This window comes from Brevundimonas mediterranea (assembly GCF_014196125.1).
GTDB lineage: Bacteria > Pseudomonadota > Alphaproteobacteria > Caulobacterales > Caulobacteraceae > Brevundimonas > Brevundimonas mediterranea.
Genome location: NZ_JACIDA010000002.1, coordinates 659,899 through 676,652 on the forward strand (window position 1 = coordinate 659,899; position 16,754 = coordinate 676,652).

A 16,754-nucleotide genomic window follows, 5' to 3' on the forward strand; every position below is an offset into this window, starting at 1 on the left:
GGAGGAACGGAAGACATGACCAATCCCAACGCCCACGACATCAAGGTTCTGAACGGCCTGATCGAGACGACTCTGGACAGCGCCGACGGCTATGGCGAAGCCGCTGTGGAATCCCGCGATCCCGATTACACCAGTCTGTTCGAGCGCCGCAGCATCGAACGCCAGCAGGTGGCGGACGACCTGTCCGAGGCCGTGCGGGGCCTGGGCGGCGACCCGGAATCCAAGGGCTCGATCCTGGCCAAGGCCCACCGCGCCTTTCTCGACGTCAAACACGCCCTGCTGCGCAACGACGACACGGTCGTCGGCTCCATCGACAGCGGCGAAGGCTTCATCGCCGCCAAGTTCGAAAGGGCGCTGGAAGACCCCAGTATCTCGGCCACGACCCGAGAGACCATCCGCCGGGCCTATGCCGTGGTGAAGGCCGATCATGACGAGGTTCACGACCTGAATCGCAGCCTGGAAGGCCAGAGGGACGCGTCCAATCCCCTGTACCCGCAGTAGGGTCAGTCACCGCGCATGAAAAAGGCCCCGGCGCTGTCGCCGGGGCCTTCGTCATTTAAGCACGATCCGCGCTCAAGCCGCGCGCCGCAAAGTCAAATCAGGCTTCGTCGCCCTTGGCGGCCGAACCGGTTTCCGGAACCACGACGCCCTTGGCGGGACGGACGGTCTGGCGTTCGGCGATCCGGGCCGACTTGCCGCGACGATCGCGCAGATAATAGAGCTTGGCGCGACGCACGACGCCGCGGCGCTTCACTTCGATCGACTCGATGTTCGGCGACAGAATGGGGAATTTACGCTCGACGCCTTCGCCGAACGAGATCTTGCGGACGGTGAAGGTCTCGCTGATGCCGCCGCCGTCACGGGCGATGCAGACGCCTTCGAAGGCCTGGACGCGCTCGCGCTCGCCTTCCTTGATCTTCACGTTGACGCGCAGGGTGTCGCCGGGCTGGAAGACCGGGATGGTGCGTTCGCCCAGGACGCGGGCTTTTTCTTCGGCGTCCAGCTGTTGAACGATGTTCATGTCATTTCTCCTCGAGCTTTGCGCTCTTTGCCTGTGATTTGGCGAGATGCGCTTCCCAGAGGTCTGGTCGTCGCTCTCGCGTGGTCTCTTCCCGCTGCGCCTCGCGCCATTTGGCGACCTTCTTGTGGTCGCCCGACAGCAGCACCTCGGGTATCTCCAGCCCCTCGAACGTCCGCGGTCGCGTGTACTGCGGGTGTTCCAGAAGCCCGTCCTCGAAGCTTTCTGACGACAGGCTGTCTGCCGCGCCGAGCACTCCGGGGATCAGTCTTACGCACGCCTCGATCACGACCATGGCCGCCGCCTCGCCGCCGGCGAGCACCGCGTCTCCGACCGAGACCTCCTCGAACCCGCGGGCGTCCAGCACCCGCTGATCCACCCCCTCGAAACGACCGCACAGCACGACGATTCCGTCGGCTTTCGCCCATTCCTTGACGCGCGCCTGGGTCAGGGGCCGACCCCGGGCGCTCATGTACAAAAGCGGCCGTTTCGGTCCCGGCAGGCTATCCACCGCCCGAGCCACCACGTCCGCCTTAAGCACAGCTCCCGGGCCGCCACCCGCAGGGGTGTCGTCCAGGAAGCCGCGCGTATCTGTGGAAAAGGCGCGAATGTCAACCGTATCCAGGCTCCAAAGGCCCTTCTCGCGCCAGGCCGTGCCGATCAGCGACACGCCGAGCGGGCCGGGAAAGGCCTCGGGAAACATGGTCAGGACGGTCGCGGTGAAGGGCATGGCGCGCGCCCTTTACCGCCCTGTGACCGGAAAGGCGAGCCGGGTCAGGTCGTCGGCGCCCCGCCGCCCGCCGCGATCCAGCCGTCGACCTGGTCTTCCAGCACGTCCAGCGGCACCGAGCCGGATCCCAGGACCACGGCGTGGAAGTCCTTGATGTCGAACCGGTCGCCCAGGGCCGCCCTGGCCCGGTCGCGCAGTTCCTCGATCTTCAGCTCGCCGATCTTGTAGCTGGTCGCTTGGCCGGGATTGGTGATGTAGCGCTCGACTTCCTTTTCGATGTCGCGTTCCGACAGCAGGGAGTTCTGGCGGAAATAGTCCATCGCCTGTTCGCGGCTCCAGCGCTTGGCGTGCAGGCCGGTGTCCGTCACCAGACGCACCGCGCGCCACAGCTCGGTCGAAAGACGGCCGAAGTCGGAATAGGGATCCTGATAGAAGCCCATCTCCTTGCCCAGCTGCTCCGCATAGAGCCCCCAACCCTCGGCGTAGGCGCCGTAGCCGCCGAAGCGGCGGAAGCGGGGCAGGCCCTCGATCTCTTGTGCATAGGCGATCTGGAAATGGTGGCCGGGCGCCCCCTCGTGATAGCTGATGCCCTCGATCTGGGGCTTCAGCACCTGGGTCATGTCCGACAGGTTGACGTAATAGATGCCCGGCCGCGAGCCGTCCGGCGCCGGCGAGTTGTAGAAGGCGATCGAGGCCGTCGCCTCGCGGAACGGCTCCACCGCTCGCACCTCCAGCGCCGCCTTGGGCAGGTTCGAGAACCACTGCGGCGCCGCCGCCATCACCTGGGCGATGAAGCCGCGCGCGTCGGTCAGATACTGCTCCTTGCCTTCAGGCGTATTTGGATACTGGAAGCGCGGATCGGTCTTCAGGAAGACGAAGAATTCCTGCAGCGTGCCGGTGAAGCCGACCTGGGCCTTGATGACTTCCATCTCGGCCTGGATGCGGGCGACCTCGTCCAGGCCGATCTGGTGGATCTGGTCGGCGGTCAGGTCGGTGGTGGTCGAGAGCTGGAGCCGGGCGTTGTAATAGGCCGCGCCCTGCGGCAGGCGCCACACGCCGGCGTCGCTGTCGGCCAGAGGCTGAACCTCGGCCAGGGCCGCCAGCACGGTGTCGAACCCGGTCTTGTAAGGACCGGTCAGGGCGCCGCGGCCATCGGACAGCAACCGGTCCTTCGTCGCCTGATCGGCCTCCAGCGCCGCGACCTTCTTGTTGAAGTCGGCCCAGACCGGATTGTCCGCGCCGTCGTCAAACGGGGCGCCGGAGATGACGTTGCGGGTATTGGCGATGGAGGGTTCAAAGACGAAGCGGGGCGACACCACGCCGGCCGCCGCGCGTTGGCGAAGTTCGTCGGCGACCTGGCTCATCTGGACTTGGGCGGCGCGCAGGCGGGCGACATAGGCTTCGGCGTCGGCGACGCTGGAGACGCGGTGGTTGTTGATCAGGAAGACGGGCAGGCTGGTGGTCGGATTGCCGTTGGCGGCGAACTGAAAGCCCCAGTCGCGCCACTGGTTCGACAGCCGCGCCTGCTGCACCCCGTATTCGAACATTCGCCACGACAACCGCGCCTGAGGCCCCAGTTTCTCGGGGTCGAACTCGGCCTTCATCCGCGCCAGCTGGCTTTCGGACAGGGCCAGGGCGCGGTCGGCGGCGGCGTCCGACACATCGTCCAGCTTGTCGTAATCGGTCTTGATCCCCAGGGACGTCATCTGTTGCGGGCTGAGGGCGATGCGGGCCTGGAAGGCCTCTTCGAAGAAGGCGTTCAGCCGCACGTCCTCGCTCTGGGCCTGGGGCGACGGCGCGGTGGTCGGCGCTACGTTTGGCGTCTGGGCCAGGGCCGGAACGCCGGACAGCACCGCCAGGCCGGCGACGGACGAGATCAGAAGACGACGCATGAACAACCCCTCAAAGAACAGGCGTCCACCTTCGGGGCGTCGCCCGTCCGACGCAAGCGTGTCAGCACGGCAGCGTCACCATCCAACAGGGATCGGTCGAAATCGCGATATGGCGCCGCTTGATGCAACCTATGTCCAGGCGCGGCGTTGGGGGACAGCTTGACCATAACATCCGGGTTTTCACCATGCGCAAGATCATCGCCCTCTCCATCGTCGCCGCCGCCCTGGCCGTGTCGGCCTGCAACACCATCTCGGGCGTCGGCCGCGACGTCTCCGCAGCCGGTTCGGCCGTCAGCCAGGGCGCCGAAAGCGCCAAGCACTAGGACCGGCCAACACTGGAACGAAAGAAGGCCCGCCGGCGTCCGGCGGGCCTTTTCTTGGGCGTCGTCCGTCTCGTAATCCGACCAGAAGCGGATTAGTCGGCGGCGCCGACGGTCGCACGCTCCAATTTGCGGCGTTCGAACGTAAGGCGAACCCATTCCAGTAGGCAGAAGGCGACGGCGACCAGCCCGATAAGGGCTGCGAACTGGAACATGGGCGCGAAGCCTTCGCGGTCAACCAGTTCTCCCAACGGCGCGCGCCCCAGTGTTCCGATAAGCAGGGCCAAGGACGCAAAGACGGCGAACTGCACCGCGCCGAACAATCTGTTGGACAGGGCGGACAGATAGGCGACGAAAGCCGCGCCCGCGAAGCCGCCCGCGATATTCTCGCCGGCGATTGCGGCCATCAGACGCGCCAACGGTTCTCCGACTCCGAATGCGCCGAACAGGCCGTAGAGGCCCGTCGCCCTCATGAAGGGATCGATGACGGGCGCGCCCATCGCCAGGTCCATCATCAGTAGGTTGGTGGCGGCGCTGAGGACGGCGCCGATCAGAAGACAGGGCATGCGGCCGACGACCACCAAGGCCCAGCCTCCCAGGCCGATGCCCAGAATGGTCATAACGACGCCGAACGTCTTGGACGCCAGCGCGACTTCCGTCATCGTCCGCCCCAGACCGCCGCCCTCCGTGCCGAGATAGAAGGGATAGGCGAACGGCCCCCAGACGCCGTCGGTGATCCGATAGCTGAGCACCAGGCCCAGGACGATCAAGGCGCCCCAGCCGAGTCGACCCATCAGTTCCACGAGCGGGGCGAGAATCGCATCATAGAAGCGATCGGCAACGCCCATCGAAGTCTGACCCGTCGAGACCGCCGACCGGCCGCGCCATACCAGGGCGCCCGCCAGAGCGGCCGGAAGTAGAACCGCCGCCGCCACGATTCCCGGTCCCCAGGACTGGATGAACTGGCCGGCGCTGGGCGCTGGAACCGTCGTCAGGGCGGTGATCATGAAGCGGACCAACATGAAGGCCGCCCAGGCCCAGGCCGCCAAGGTGATCAGGAGAGCCGCTCGGCGAAGCCGAGGCGAGCCGACACGTTCGCGCGCCACGGCCTGCTCGGCCGCGACGGCCGGTTCCGGCGCGATCAGGGTTCCGGCCAGCCCCAACCCCATCAGGACCGCAGCGGCGATGAAGGTCGCCGGCCACCCGGCCGTGTCGGCCAGGACCAGGGCGCCGGCGCCGCCGACGAGGGCGGCGGTGCGGAACCCCAGTTGATAGACCGAAGACAAAAGATCGACCGGCAGGGCGTCATCCGCCGCTTCGATCCGCCAGGTGTCGATGACGATGTCCTGCGTGGCGGAGGCGAAGGCGCCGACAGCGGCGGCCATGGCCAGAAGGCCGATAGCGCCGCCGGTCGGATGCGACGCAGCGATGACGAGGAAGACGGCGGCCAGGACCGACTGACAGACGACCAGCCAGGAGCGGCGACGCCCCATTCGTGCGACCAAGGGCAGCCGAAGGCCCACCGCCGGCGACCATAGGAACTTGAAGGCGCCGAACAGCCCGACCCAGGACAGTATGCCGATGGTTGCGACCGAGACGTCCACCTCTGAAAGCCAGGCGTTCAGGGTGCCGAACAGCATGGCGAACGGAAGACCGGCCGAAAACCCAAGCAAAAGCATGGCCAAGGTCCGACGTTCGCGGAAGGCGGCCTTGATGACGCCAAATCCCTTGGGCTGAGGCCGCAAGGCTGCGACTTCTTCGGCGGGGGTGGCTAGGTCGGTCATGCACGGCTCCGGCGGCGGCCGGAATCGCGGGCGCCTGTCACTCAGCCGACCTTGGCGCGGATGTCACGTTTCGTCCAGCGGGCCAGGGCGGCGCGCAGGGCGTCGGCGTCCAGCGGCTTGACCAGATGGTCGTCCATTCCGGCCTCCAGGCACAGGCGTCGATCTTCCGCGAAGGCGTTGGCGGTCAGGGCCAGGATGGGGGTGGCGTCGCCCGTGGCGCGGATGGCGCGGGCGGCGGCGGGACCGTCCATGCCGGGCATCCGCATGTCCATGAAGACCAGGTCGTAGCGGGCGCGCGCCAGGGCGGCGACGGCTTCATGACCCGTGGCGGCGGTCTCGACCGTGCAGCCCTCGCGCCGCAGCAGGGTGCGGGCCAGAAGGGCGCCGACCGGATTGTCCTCAGCCAGCAGCACGCGGACGCCGGCGAACCGGGCGGGGACGACGCGGTCGTCCTCGGGCGCAGCGGCGGCGGTCGCGGCGGCGGGGTCGGCGCCCACAGCGGCCAGAACCCGTTCGGCCAGGGAGGCGCGGCGCAGGGGTTTGATCAGATAGCCATGGAAACCGGCGGTCCGGTAGCGGGGGATCAGGTCCCGCTCGGAGGGCTTCAGCAGCACGACGCCCCGCCCGGTGGCGGGAAGGGACGCCAGGTCTCCGGCGGGGGTCCCCGCATGATCGATCAGGCTCACGGCGGCCTTGGCGGCGACCTTGCCCCCGGACGCCTTGATCTGATCGGCGGCGGCGGCGTGGACGAAGGGGTCGGGCGAGCGGACGGCGACCGTCTGACCCCGTAGCGGCTTGTCGCGCGGGGCGGCGACCGCCTCGAACGCCGCTTCAAAGCGGAAACGGGCGCCGCCTTGGGCGCTGTCGTCGGCGCTGCTCGGCCGATCCTCGACCGTGGCCGTTCCCCCCATGGCCGCCGCCAGTTTGCGCACCACCGCCAGGCCCAGGCCCGCGCCGTCATGGCGCACGGCGTCGGAGGAATCGGCGTGGCCGAACTCTTCGAAGATGCGGGCGCGGGCTTCTGGCGGCACGCCAGGACCGGTGTCGTCGACGATGAAGGCTAGGCGGACGCGACCGTCGTCCGCATCGGGGGCGACGCGTTCGACCGACAGGCGCACGCCGCCCGCCTCGGTGAACTTGACCGCATTACCGGCCAGATTGAACAGCACCTGCCGCAGCCGGCCCTCGTCGGCCAGGATGTCGGGGGCGTCGGCGGCGACCGACCAGACGATCTCCAGCCCCTTGTCGTGGGCGCGCGGGCTCAGCAGTTCGGCGACGCCGCGCACCAAGCCTTCCAGATCGACCGGGGCCAGGTCGAACTCCAGCGCCCCCGCCTCCAGCCGGGCGTAGTCCAGCAGGTCGTTGACCAGGCCCAGCAGATGTTCCGCCGACTGGCGCGCATTCTCGGCATAGGCGCGCTGGGCGCCGTCCAGCCGGGTGCGTTGCAACAGGTTGATCATGCCCAGCACGCCGTTCAGCGGCGTGCGCATCTCGTGGCTCATCAACCGCAGGAACTGCTGGGCCGGGTCCACGGCCTGCGTCTCGATCCGTTTCGTCGCCGCCCGTCGCGCCATCATCGTCTCCGTAGGCCGCACAATATAGGGCCGGCGGGTTAAGGATTGCCCCTCTCACGAATAGAGGAAGGGCGTCTGTTCCGCCGTCGCTTCCCGGATCTCGGACCCCTCGCCCCGCTGGGCCTGGCGTCGGTCGAAGTCGGCCTCGGCGCCCACGGTGGTGCGGCGGTAGATCAAGGCCTCGGCGATGTGGCGGCGCAGCACCCCGGTGCAGCCGTCCAGATCGGCGATGGTGCGGGCCAGCCGCAGGGTGCGGGTCCAGCCCCGCGCGGTCAGGCCTCCGGCCTCACCTGCCCGCGTCAGCAGCATCCGACCGGCCTCGTCGGGCGTGGCGAACCGATCAAGAGTGTCGCCTGACGCGCGGGCGTTCAGGCCCTGGGCCGGATCCAGCCCCGCCTCGCGGACCCGATCCTCCTGCATGGCGCGGGCGGCGGCCACGCGGGCCTTGGCCTCGGCCGTGCCTTCGGGCGGGGGCGGCAGGGTCATGTCGGCGGCGGTGACCGGCGGGGTCTCGACCGTCAGGTCGATGCGGTCGAACATCGGGCCGGACACCCGGTTCTGATAGTCGCGCTGGCAACGCGGAGCCTTGCCGCAGGCGCCGCGCCCGGCCCCGCCCATGCCGCAGCGACAGGGGTTCATCGCCGCCACCAGCTGGAATCGGGCTGGATAGCGGATATGGGCGTTGGCGCGGGCCACCACGATCTCGCCCGTCTCCAGCGGCGCCCGCAGCGAATCCAAGGCCTGGGCGCTGTACTCGGGCAGTTCGTCGAGGAACAGGACGCCGTTGTGGGCCAGAGAGGCTTCGCCCGGCTTGGCCCGCAGACCCCCGCCCGTCAGAGCCGCCATCGAGGCGGAGTGATGGGGGCTTCTGAACGGTCGGTCCCGGGTCAGAGCCCCCCGCTCGATCAGGCCGGCGACCGACCAGACCATCGAGGTCTCCAGCAACTCCTGCGAGGTCAGGGGCGGCAAGAGGCCGGGCAGGCGTTGCGCCATCATCGACTTGCCAGACCCCGGCGGGCCGATGAACAACAGGTTGTGACCGCCGGCCGCGGCGATCTCCAGCGCGCGCTTGGCGCCTTCCTGGCCCTTCACCTCGCGCAGGTCCGGCACGACCTTGCCGCTGGCCAGGGGGCCGGGCTCGGGCGCGCGCAGGACCTGGGTTCCCTTGAAGTGATTGACCAGGGCGATCAGGGACCGCGGCGCCAGGACGCGGGCCCCGCCGGCCCAGGCCGCCTCGGGCCCCGTCGCCTCTGGGCAGATCAGGCCCAGGCCCATGGCGTCGGCGGCGACGGCGGCCGGCAGGGCGCCGCCGACCCGCGCGATCTGGCCGTCCAGCCCCAGTTCGCCGATGGCGGCCCAGCCGTCCAGGGCGTCCGGCGCGATCACTCCCATGGCCGCCATCAGGGCCAGGGCGAGCGGCAGGTCGAAATGGCTGCCTTCCTTGGGCAGATCGGCCGGGGCCAGATTGGCGATGATCCGTTTGGCCGGAAGCGCCAGGCCGATGCCCGCAAAGGCGCCCCGCACCCGTTCGCGGCTTTCGGCCACCGCCTTGTCCGGCAGGCCGACGATGTTGAACACCGTCTGCTGGTCCTGGCCGACCAGCTGGACCTCGACGTCCACGCGCCGCGCCTCGACCCCGTCGAAGGCGACCGTGACAACCCGCGCGACCATGACGTCCTCCCCCACCCACAGAAGGAACGAACCATGAACTGAAATCTAATTCAAGTGGCGATCACGCAACCTGTGCGGCGCACTTCTTCTCTATGACGTCCCACATCAGGGCGGTGGCGTCGATGCCGGTGAAGGTCTTCAGCTGCTGGGCGCCGGTGGGGGAGGTGACGTTGATCTCGGTCAGATAGTCGCCGATCACGTCGATGCCGACGAAGATCAGGCCGCGCTCTTTCAGGGTCGGGCCGATGGCGGCGCAGATCTCCAGGTCGCGCGGGGTCAGTTCGACCGGCATGGCGGTGCCGCCGACGTGCAGGTTGGAGCGGACGGCGCCGGCCGCAGGCACGCGGTTGATCGCGCCCACCGGCTCGCCGTCAATCAGCAGGATGCGCTTGTCGCCCTTGGACACGGCCGGGATGAATTTCTGGATCACCAGCGGGTCGCGGCTGCCGGCGGCGTGGATTTCGATCAGGGCGTCCAGATTGGGGTCGTCGGCGCGCAGCTTGATCACGCCCGAACCGCCGTTGCCGTGCAGGGGCTTCAGCACCACCTCGCCGTGCTTCTGATGGAAGGCGGTCAGGGCGACGGGATCGGCCGAGATCAGGGTCGGCGGCTGAAGTCCGGTGAAGGCGGTGACCAGCAGCTTCTCGGGCGCCGAACGCACCTGGGCCGGGTCGTTGACCACCAGGGTCTTCGGATGGACAGTCTCCAGCAGATAGGTGGCGGTGACATAGGCCATGTCGAACGGCGGATCCTGGCGCATCAGGATGACGTCCACATCCTCGGCCAGATCCAGCCGGACCCAGTCGCCGAAATCGACATGGTTCCCGACCTCGCGCCGCACGGTGATCGGCCGGGCGCGGCAGTAGAGACGGCCCTCCTCCAGGGCCAGGGTGCGGAAGTCATAGACCCACAGCCTATGCCCGCGCGTCTGGGCCGTCTCGGCCATCAGGAAGCTGGTGTCCCCGGCGATGTCGACGGCCTCGATCGGGTCCATCTGGATGGCGATTTTGAGTGTCATGCTTGGGCCTATCGCGCTTCGCGCTACTTGAGGCCCGTTTGGCGCGCCGCGCTCAGGGCCAGTGAAGGGTCGCCGGCTAAGGCTCAGTCCAGCGGACGGGCTTCCTCCGCCAGCATGATCGGCACGCCTTCGCGGATCGGATAGGCCAGTTTGGCGCCGGCCGAGATCAGTTCACCCGCGTCGCGGTCATAGGTCAGCTTGCCGCGCGTGACCGGGCAGACCAGCACCTCGAGCAGACGGGGATCGACCGAAACAGGGGTGTTGAAGGCGTCACTCATTGGCGGGTTCCTGAAAGCGTGGCCGCTTATTGCATGGACGGCGCGGCGTCGTCACCGGCGTCGGCGGCGTCGATGCGGAGTAGGGCGGTCAGGGCTTCGGCGCGGGGCAGCAGGCCCATGGCCTCCAGCAGGGCCTGTTTCTCGGCCGGTTCGAACGGCAGGGCCATGGACAGGCTGTTGACCAGGGCCTCCATCGGCGCGGTCTCCGCGGTGTCCCAGTCGATGTCCAGCAGCCGGTGGGTCATGTAGGCGCGCAGGGCGTCGAGGAAGGCTTCGCGGTCGAAGTCCGGCTCTTCCGGCGGGGGCGCCAAGTCGTCCTCATAGGCGTCGAAGGCCGCGCGCACTTGGCGATAGGGCGCCTTGGACGGCAGTTCGGCGGCGATGCGGAACCGCGACACCCCGGTCAGGGTGATCAGATACCGCCCGTCCGAGGTTTCCGCGAAACCGGTGATCCGCCCGGCGCAGCCGACCGGCGACAGGCCCGGCAGGGCCGGCGTCCCGCCCTTGGGCTGGACCAGGCCGATGATCCGGTCCCCGGCCATGGCGTCGTCCACCATGTTCAGATAGCGCGGCTCGAAGATGTTCAGCGGCAGCTGGCCGCGCGGCAGCAGTATGGCCCCCTCCAGCGGGAACACCGGGATCACCTGCGGCAGATCGAGTGCTCGAACATAGCCCTGGGGCATGAAGGCTCCGATATGCTTACGAGAAGAGGATCGACGACAGGCGGCGACGCCCGTCCTTGGCGACGTCGGAACTGACGCCGGCCGCGTCGAAGATGACCAGCAGCTGCTTGCGCGCCGCCTGTTCGTTCCATTCGCGATCGGCCTGGATGATGTGCAGCAGATTGTCGACCGCGCCCTTGAAGTCGCCGGCCGCGCTCTGGGCCTCGGCCAGGTCGAACCGGGCCTGATGGTCGTTAGGATCGGCCGCGACCTTGGCCTCAAGCTCGGCGGAGGCCCCAGTCGGCGCCTTGGCGGCCAGGGCCAGCTGGGCGCGCACGCTCTGGACCGTTGGCTCCTTGGAGTCCTGGGGGGCCATGGCGATGGTCTGGGCGGCCTGTTCGGGATCGCCGCCGGCCAGATAGACCCGCGCCATGCCGGCGATGGCCTTTTCATTCTCGGGCTCGATCGACAGGACATGGGCGAAGGCCTGAGCCGCGCCGCCGAAGTCGTTCAGGCCCAGGGATTCCTCGCCCAGCTCCAGCAGTTGCGCCGTCTCGGTGGATCCACCCTGACCACCGGTCAGCTTGTCGATGAAGGCCTTGATCTGGCTGTCGGGGATCGCGCCCTGGAAGCCGTCCACCGGCTGGCCGTCGACGAAGGCGTAGACGGTGGGGATCGACTGCACCCGCAGCTGGCCCGCATAGGCCGGATTGGCGTCCACATCGATCTTGACCATCTTCACCGCCCCCTTGGCGGCGCGCACGCCCTTCTCCAGCGCCGGGCCCAGGGTCCGGCACGGCCCGCACCAGGTGGCCCAGAAATCGACGATGACCGGCTGATGCTTCGACGCCTCAATGACGTCGGTCATGAAGGAGGCGTCGGTGCCTTCCTTGATCAGGTCGCCCGAGAGATTGGGGTCCAGGGTCGGGTCGGCGAAGGTCATGTCGGGGGTCCGTGCTGGGTCGAAAGATCGTAACGGCTCAGATGGCGACGGGATGCGCCGGCATCAAGCGGCGAATTGACCCGCTGTGACCCAGGGCGGCGCCCGCCGCGCGGGTTTCAGACTCGGCCGGCGGAAAAACACCGTCTGAATCGTATGAATCGTCTGAAAGTCCCGCCTCACGCGGCCTCGGTTCGCCGCTGCATCGACATGGGGCGCCGGTCGCGCGGTTCAAGCGGCGAAAGACGTCTTCGCCGGGCTGTGTCGCCTAGTGCTGGTTTTCCGGCAGGCGCACGACCAGGCCGCTCAGGGCGTCGGACACTCGGATCTGGCACGACAGGCGGCTGTTGGGCTCGACCGCCTCGGCGAAGTCCAGCATCGACTCCTCCATGGCCGAGGGTTTGCCCGTCGCCTCGCGCCAGGCCTCGTCGACATAGACATGGCAGGTGGCGCAGGCGCAGGCCCCGCCGCAATCCGCATCGATCCCCGGCACATTGTTCCGGATCGCGCCCTCCATGACGGAGAGCCCCGGTTTCACGTCAACGACGTGCTCGGTTCCGTCATGCTCGATATAGGTGATGCTGGCCATGGCCCGCTCATATCAAGCCGGGGCGTGGGCGCAAGGCCGTAAGTTGGCGCCAGCATCGGCATATGGCATCATTGTCCCATGAACGACATGCGCAAGATCACCGCCATCCTGCCCGCCCGCCTGCTGGCGGCGGCCCAGGACGCGACCGGCCAGGGCGTGACGGAAACCCTGCGTCAGGCGCTCGAAACCCTGGCTCATTCCGATTGGAGCCGCCGCATGCTGGCCCTGGAAGGCGGCGCCCCCCTGGACCTTGATCTGGACGACCTGCGAGAAGATCGGCCTACCGACCGACCGGATCAGCGGGTTTGATCGCCGCCGACACCAGCGCCGTCCTGCACTTCCTGCACGGCTTCGACGGACCGGCCCGCCCCGCCGTCCGCCGCGCCCTTCAGGACGAGACCCTGGTGCTGCCGCCTCTGGTCCTGACCGAACTGCTGTCTGCCGCCACGCCCGAAAGCCATCTCGACGCCCTGCTCGCCGCCGCCCCCCTGCTGCCGATCCTCGACGGCTATTGGGAACGCGCGGCGCTGTACCGCCGCGCCCTGGCCCAGCGCGGCCTCAAGGCGCGCCTGGCCGACGCCCTCATCGCCCAATCCTGCATCGACGCCGGAGTCCCGCTAATCACCGGCGACTCCGACTTCCGCCATTTCGCCGCACATTGCGGGTTGAAGCTGGAGGGGTGACGCTGCTCACCGACGCCGCAGGTCTTCAACCGACAGCGAGACGCATCTTGGGATGGAGTTCGCTCATAGTAAGACGAGCCGCCGCCGCACCAGCGCGCACGCGTCGGTAAAACTGCGGCGGTTGAAACGCTTCGCTTTCTCGGATTTCCCTCAACGACACAGGCGTCTTGAGAGCTTGAACGTCGCGTATGACTAATGCCGCGCCGTGGGTGAGTCCTGCAAAATAGCTACTGAAAACTTCGCGAGTTACCGCTGTGTGAGCGCCATAGCGATGCCAGAGTTCTGTCAGCGGCGCCTCAACGACTTGGTCAATGGTGAGAATAGCCACCACTTCACCGACCGGCAGTGTTGAGTAGAGCCATGCTCGAGTTCCCGGGCTAATTCGAGGAGCACGGCGCCGCAACTCCACACCTTTGACGCCAGCTAGGATCGACCGAGCATATTCGGGCGAGACCGAAAGCATGATCGAATCATCATCGCGCATTGGGGCGTCCAGCTTCGAGAATTTTCGCCGCCGTGTCGAAATTCAGCATGTGGCTTTTAACTAGCTTGGTCTTGTCGTCCATTCCGAAGCTCTCCATGCGGCCGAATGACACCGGGTTTTCGAAGCGCATGATATTATCGAACCATACGGCTAAAACGGACGTACCCTTCACCAAATTATTGAGCTGGGAGCCGCGCACGACAGCAGCGCGTAATAAAATTTCAGGCGCTTGATCCTTTAGAAGGACTTCCGCCTTCGATACTCTGGCTACGGCAACGGCCGCCCCGCTTCCGCCTTTCTTCCCAGACTCGTAAACTATAATTGGGCGGCCCCTAACGAGGTTTTGGTGGTTTTTCACTGAAGCAAAATAAACCCGGCGAGATCGAAGCGCAGCCTCGGGCTTGGGCAACAACCCAAGCTGCGTTCCTCCAATAAGATCCTCTGCCCAAATACGGCGTATTGGGACAATCGCCACCGGCCGGCCAGGCAACAGAAAGAGGCCCGGAGCCATCATTGATTCAAGATCCCCCAGCGAGACCGAGGTAGCCTTCCCCTCTAGCGCTATGGAAATTTCTTGTTCGTCATTATCGAACGGCGGGCAGACTTGGGGAAGTGTAAGGCCAGTGCTGCGTTCAATATGACTACGTAAAGTCGACCAATTTGAAGGGGCCACCACGGCCCCGATTGCAATCTTTGTGAGGGACTTATCTTCTCCCGAACTCGACGCGAGGAAGCCGTTTGCCACGGCGCTACGCCGCGTCACCGACTGGCCCTCAATGTGATGAAGTTCGATCCGCGCCGGTCTCGAAAGAGTTGACGCTCGAACGGCGTGCTCGATTAGAAAATCTGCTGCAGTAGACGTAGCCGAATGCCGTGGATCAGCCACAAGAAGTAAACGTGATTTGTCGTTGGGGCTGGTCGCTGATTTGTAGGCTGAGAATGCAATCAGCGTCGCCGATTCCCTTACCGCAACATACCGGAACCGCTTATCGGCTGCATCCAAGCGCGTGAAGGCCGCGATTACATTTTCCGACACTCCATGCGTGACGAGAAAAGCCTTAGCTTCCTCAGACAACGCCGACTCCTTAATCGACAAGTCATGTTCACCATCACGATCAGGAGAAAGTTCTTCGAACGCTGGCGTGACAGAAGCGGCGAAATCTTCAGTGGACCAAACGCTTAGGTGATGCTGCTCCCGCAGGATCCCATGTGCCCGAATGATGGCTCGCTCGCCTGTGACGAAGCCGGCTGCTCCGACGAGTATTGCTTCGGCAAGATGTTTCAGATCCGACGAGTCGTTGTTCGAAAGTTTTCCATCACGTGTTTTATCGGGGAATACTATCCCAGATAAGCGCGCCGCTAGGATCTCAATTTCTTTGTTTGAAGGGCCCGAAACAAATGGGAGCTGTTTTGCAAAGCTAAGAACAGGATCATCCTTGCTAATGGATGTTCTCTGAAGTTCTTTAACGAACTCCGATGTGACAGCGAGCCGAACTCCACTGCTCAATGCTGCGGCAAGTATTTTTTCAGCAGCCTTTGTCGTTTTTCTTTTACGCGTAGCGTCAAAAAAGACGTTTAAGTCCAAAAGATAAAGAGGCTGAACATCCGATCCTCCTTCAACGTCCGATACCGTCAACGATGACGTCGGGCGGTAATTGAAAAGGGTTGGGGTCGATAAGTTCCTAATTCGAACATTGATTAGGCGGTTTCGGGTTTTTCCGCCCGGTTTTGTTCGCACAACTTCAAAGCCGTGATGCTCATATACCTTATTCGCGGATAAATCCGATGCGACACTCGCTTTAATAGTCAAGTATCCGCCCGTCTCTGCGGTTTGGATTGCCGAACGAAGCAGGCGCGTCGCGAGTTTTTGGCTCCGAAATTCTGGCAATACGAAGAGCTGGACAACTCGCGCATGCGGGTAAGCCCCGCTAACCCAAATATGCCCTGCATAGGCAGAACCTGCGCCGGTATCCTTTAGGATGAGAGTGAGCTCGCCCTTACGAAGGGCCTCCGCGTAGGCAGATGCGGGGATAAAACCAAGCGCCTCCTTATCAGTGTCAGCCGCCCGTTGAACGTCTCCGATGAAACCAGCAATCGTGGCGCTTTGTATCGCTATTCTGAAAGCCATAATCCCCCCAAGTTGCATAGGGACCTTATGACCCTCCGTGGTCAACCTTCTTCAAACGCCGAGACGTCCTCTGTTCTCGGCTTCGATCCACCCGATCAACTGAAATTTTTGGCGCTATATGCGGCGCTTAATGATGCGCAGACACGACCTGGACGCTCCCGCCCAGGTCGTGTTTGACCTTAGGCCGCCTGTCTCTTCCGGCTGGGCGCGACCATCAGCTTCTTGGTTTCGGCGATGGCCTTGGCCGGGTTCAGGCCCTTGGGGCAGACCTGGGCGCAGTTCATGATGGTGTGGCAGCGGTACAGTTTGAACGGGTCTTCCAGGTCGTCCAGACGTTTCTGCGTGGCGTCGTCGCGGCTGTCGGAGATCCAGCGATAGGATTGCAGCAGGGCCGCCGGGCCGAGGTATTCCTCCTGGTTCCACCAGTAGCTGGGGCAGGAGGTCGAGCAGCAGGCGCACAGGATGCACTCGTACAGGCCGTCCAGCTTTTCGCGCTCGGCCGGGGTCTGCAGCCGTTCCTTCTCCGGGTCGGGCTCGTCCGACTGGAGATAGGGCTGGATCGAGTCGTACTGGGCGTAGAACAGGCTCAGATCCGTCACCAGGTCCTTGATCACCGGCTGGTGCGGCAGGGGGGCGATGGTGATGTTGTGCGACTGGCACTCGTCCCAGCCCTTGGTGCAGGCCAGGGTGTTGCGCCCGTCGATGTTCATCGAGCACGAGCCGCAGATGCCTTCACGGCACGAGCGCCGGAACGACAGCGTCGGGTCGATCTCGTTCTTGATGTGGATCAGGGCGTCCAGCAGCATCGGGCCGTGGTCGCCCGTGGGCACCTCGAACGTGTCCCAGCGCGGGTCGGCGTCGACCTCGGGGTCGTAACGATAGACCTTGTAGGTCCGGACGTCCTTGGAGCCGGGCGCGGCCTTGTGGACCTTGCCCTTGGTGGGCTTGGAGCCGCGGGGGAGGGAGAGTTGAACCATCTGCGT

General features: G+C 65.8%; 18 protein-coding genes. 4 read left to right on the forward strand and 14 right to left on the reverse strand.

Going from position 1 to position 16,754, the window contains the following annotated elements; genetic code table 11:
• The first annotated feature begins 15 nt into the window (after positions 1-15).
• Entirely contained in the window at positions 16-501 is a 486-nt protein-coding gene (locus GGR11_RS12060) for a PA2169 family four-helix-bundle protein (RefSeq protein ID WP_183197313.1), read from the forward strand.
• A gap of 97 nt (positions 502-598) precedes the next feature.
• On the opposite strand, the gene rplS is transcribed toward GGR11_RS12060, so the two are convergent.
• From rplS to GGR11_RS12075, 3 genes are read right to left on the reverse strand one after another with little or no spacing between them, the layout of a single operon-like run.
• Positions 599-1,021 carry a 50S ribosomal protein L19 gene (gene rplS, locus GGR11_RS12065; RefSeq protein ID WP_008262119.1) on the reverse strand — a complete coding sequence of 141 codons (423 nt, stop codon included), beginning with the start codon at positions 1,019-1,021 and terminating at the stop codon, positions 599-601.
• A 1-nt stretch (position 1,022) separates the two neighbouring features.
• The gene (gene trmD / locus GGR11_RS12070; protein ID WP_183197315.1) at positions 1,023-1,748 is read right to left on the reverse strand and encodes a tRNA (guanosine(37)-N1)-methyltransferase TrmD; all 726 of its coding nucleotides are present in this window, start codon (positions 1,746-1,748) and stop codon (positions 1,023-1,025) included.
• 44 nt (positions 1,749-1,792) lie between these two features.
• The gene (locus GGR11_RS12075; protein WP_183197317.1) at positions 1,793-3,640 is read right to left on the reverse strand and encodes a DUF885 domain-containing protein; all 1,848 of its coding nucleotides are present in this window, start codon (positions 3,638-3,640) and stop codon (positions 1,793-1,795) included.
• 185 nt (positions 3,641-3,825) lie between these two features.
• Here GGR11_RS12075 and GGR11_RS12080 point away from each other — a divergent pair, with 185 nt between their 5' ends.
• On the forward strand, positions 3,826-3,963 hold the full coding sequence (locus GGR11_RS12080; protein WP_183197320.1) for an entericidin A/B family lipoprotein: 138 nt from the start codon (positions 3,826-3,828) through the stop codon (positions 3,961-3,963).
• Positions 3,964-4,055: 92 nt separating this feature from the next.
• Here the strand turns inward: GGR11_RS12080 and GGR11_RS12085 are convergent, their stop codons facing one another.
• From GGR11_RS12085 to GGR11_RS12120, 8 genes are all read right to left on the reverse strand, one after another.
• Positions 4,056-5,744: an AmpG family muropeptide MFS transporter gene (locus tag GGR11_RS12085; protein WP_183197322.1), complete on the reverse strand. Its 1,689-nt coding sequence runs from the start codon at positions 5,742-5,744 to the stop codon at positions 4,056-4,058.
• A 41-nt stretch (positions 5,745-5,785) separates the two neighbouring features.
• Positions 5,786-7,321, reverse strand: coding sequence for a response regulator (locus tag GGR11_RS12090; RefSeq protein WP_183197324.1), 1,536 nt, complete (start codon positions 7,319-7,321; stop codon positions 5,786-5,788).
• A 51-nt stretch (positions 7,322-7,372) separates the two neighbouring features.
• Positions 7,373-8,989, reverse strand: a complete 1,617-nt coding sequence (locus GGR11_RS12095) for a YifB family Mg chelatase-like AAA ATPase (protein ID WP_183197326.1) — start codon at positions 8,987-8,989, stop codon at positions 7,373-7,375.
• Between the two features lie 61 nt (positions 8,990-9,050).
• Positions 9,051-10,007: a glutathione synthase gene (gshB, locus tag GGR11_RS12100; protein WP_183197328.1), complete on the reverse strand. Its 957-nt coding sequence runs from the start codon at positions 10,005-10,007 to the stop codon at positions 9,051-9,053.
• A gap of 83 nt (positions 10,008-10,090) precedes the next feature.
• On the reverse strand, positions 10,091-10,285 hold the full coding sequence (locus tag GGR11_RS12105) for a Trm112 family protein (RefSeq protein ID WP_183197330.1): 195 nt from the start codon (positions 10,283-10,285) through the stop codon (positions 10,091-10,093).
• Between the two features lie 26 nt (positions 10,286-10,311).
• Positions 10,312-10,968, reverse strand: a complete 657-nt coding sequence (locus GGR11_RS12110) for an LON peptidase substrate-binding domain-containing protein (protein ID WP_183197332.1) — start codon at positions 10,966-10,968, stop codon at positions 10,312-10,314.
• A 16-nt stretch (positions 10,969-10,984) separates the two neighbouring features.
• A complete protein-coding gene (locus tag GGR11_RS12115) occupies positions 10,985-11,890 on the reverse strand; it encodes a thioredoxin family protein (RefSeq protein ID WP_183197334.1) in 906 nt (301 codons plus the stop codon).
• Positions 11,891-12,155: 265 nt separating this feature from the next.
• On the reverse strand, positions 12,156-12,476 hold the full coding sequence (locus GGR11_RS12120) for a 2Fe-2S iron-sulfur cluster-binding protein (protein ID WP_183197336.1): 321 nt from the start codon (positions 12,474-12,476) through the stop codon (positions 12,156-12,158).
• 87 nt (positions 12,477-12,563) lie between these two features.
• On the opposite strand from GGR11_RS12120, the gene GGR11_RS12125 reads away from it, so the two are divergent.
• Positions 12,564-12,785 carry a hypothetical protein gene (locus GGR11_RS12125; RefSeq protein ID WP_183197338.1) on the forward strand — a complete coding sequence of 74 codons (222 nt, stop codon included), beginning with the start codon at positions 12,564-12,566 and terminating at the stop codon, positions 12,783-12,785.
• Entirely contained in the window at positions 12,782-13,159 is a 378-nt protein-coding gene (locus GGR11_RS12130) for a PIN domain-containing protein (RefSeq protein WP_183197340.1), read from the forward strand. The genes GGR11_RS12125 and GGR11_RS12130 overlap by 4 nt, the downstream gene beginning before the upstream one ends.
• 25 nt (positions 13,160-13,184) lie before the next feature.
• Here the strand turns inward: GGR11_RS12130 and GGR11_RS12135 are convergent, their stop codons facing one another.
• From GGR11_RS12135 to GGR11_RS12145, 3 genes are all read right to left on the reverse strand, one after another.
• Entirely contained in the window at positions 13,185-13,643 is a 459-nt protein-coding gene (locus GGR11_RS12135; protein ID WP_183197342.1) for an ASCH domain-containing protein, read from the reverse strand.
• Entirely contained in the window at positions 13,633-15,789 is a 2,157-nt protein-coding gene (locus tag GGR11_RS12140; RefSeq protein ID WP_183197345.1) for a GNAT family N-acetyltransferase, read from the reverse strand. The genes GGR11_RS12135 and GGR11_RS12140 overlap by 11 nt, the downstream gene beginning before the upstream one ends.
• A gap of 161 nt (positions 15,790-15,950) precedes the next feature.
• Positions 15,951-16,748, reverse strand: a complete 798-nt coding sequence (locus GGR11_RS12145) for a succinate dehydrogenase iron-sulfur subunit (protein ID WP_183197346.1) — start codon at positions 16,746-16,748, stop codon at positions 15,951-15,953.
• Between the last annotated feature and the right edge of the window lie 6 nt (positions 16,749-16,754).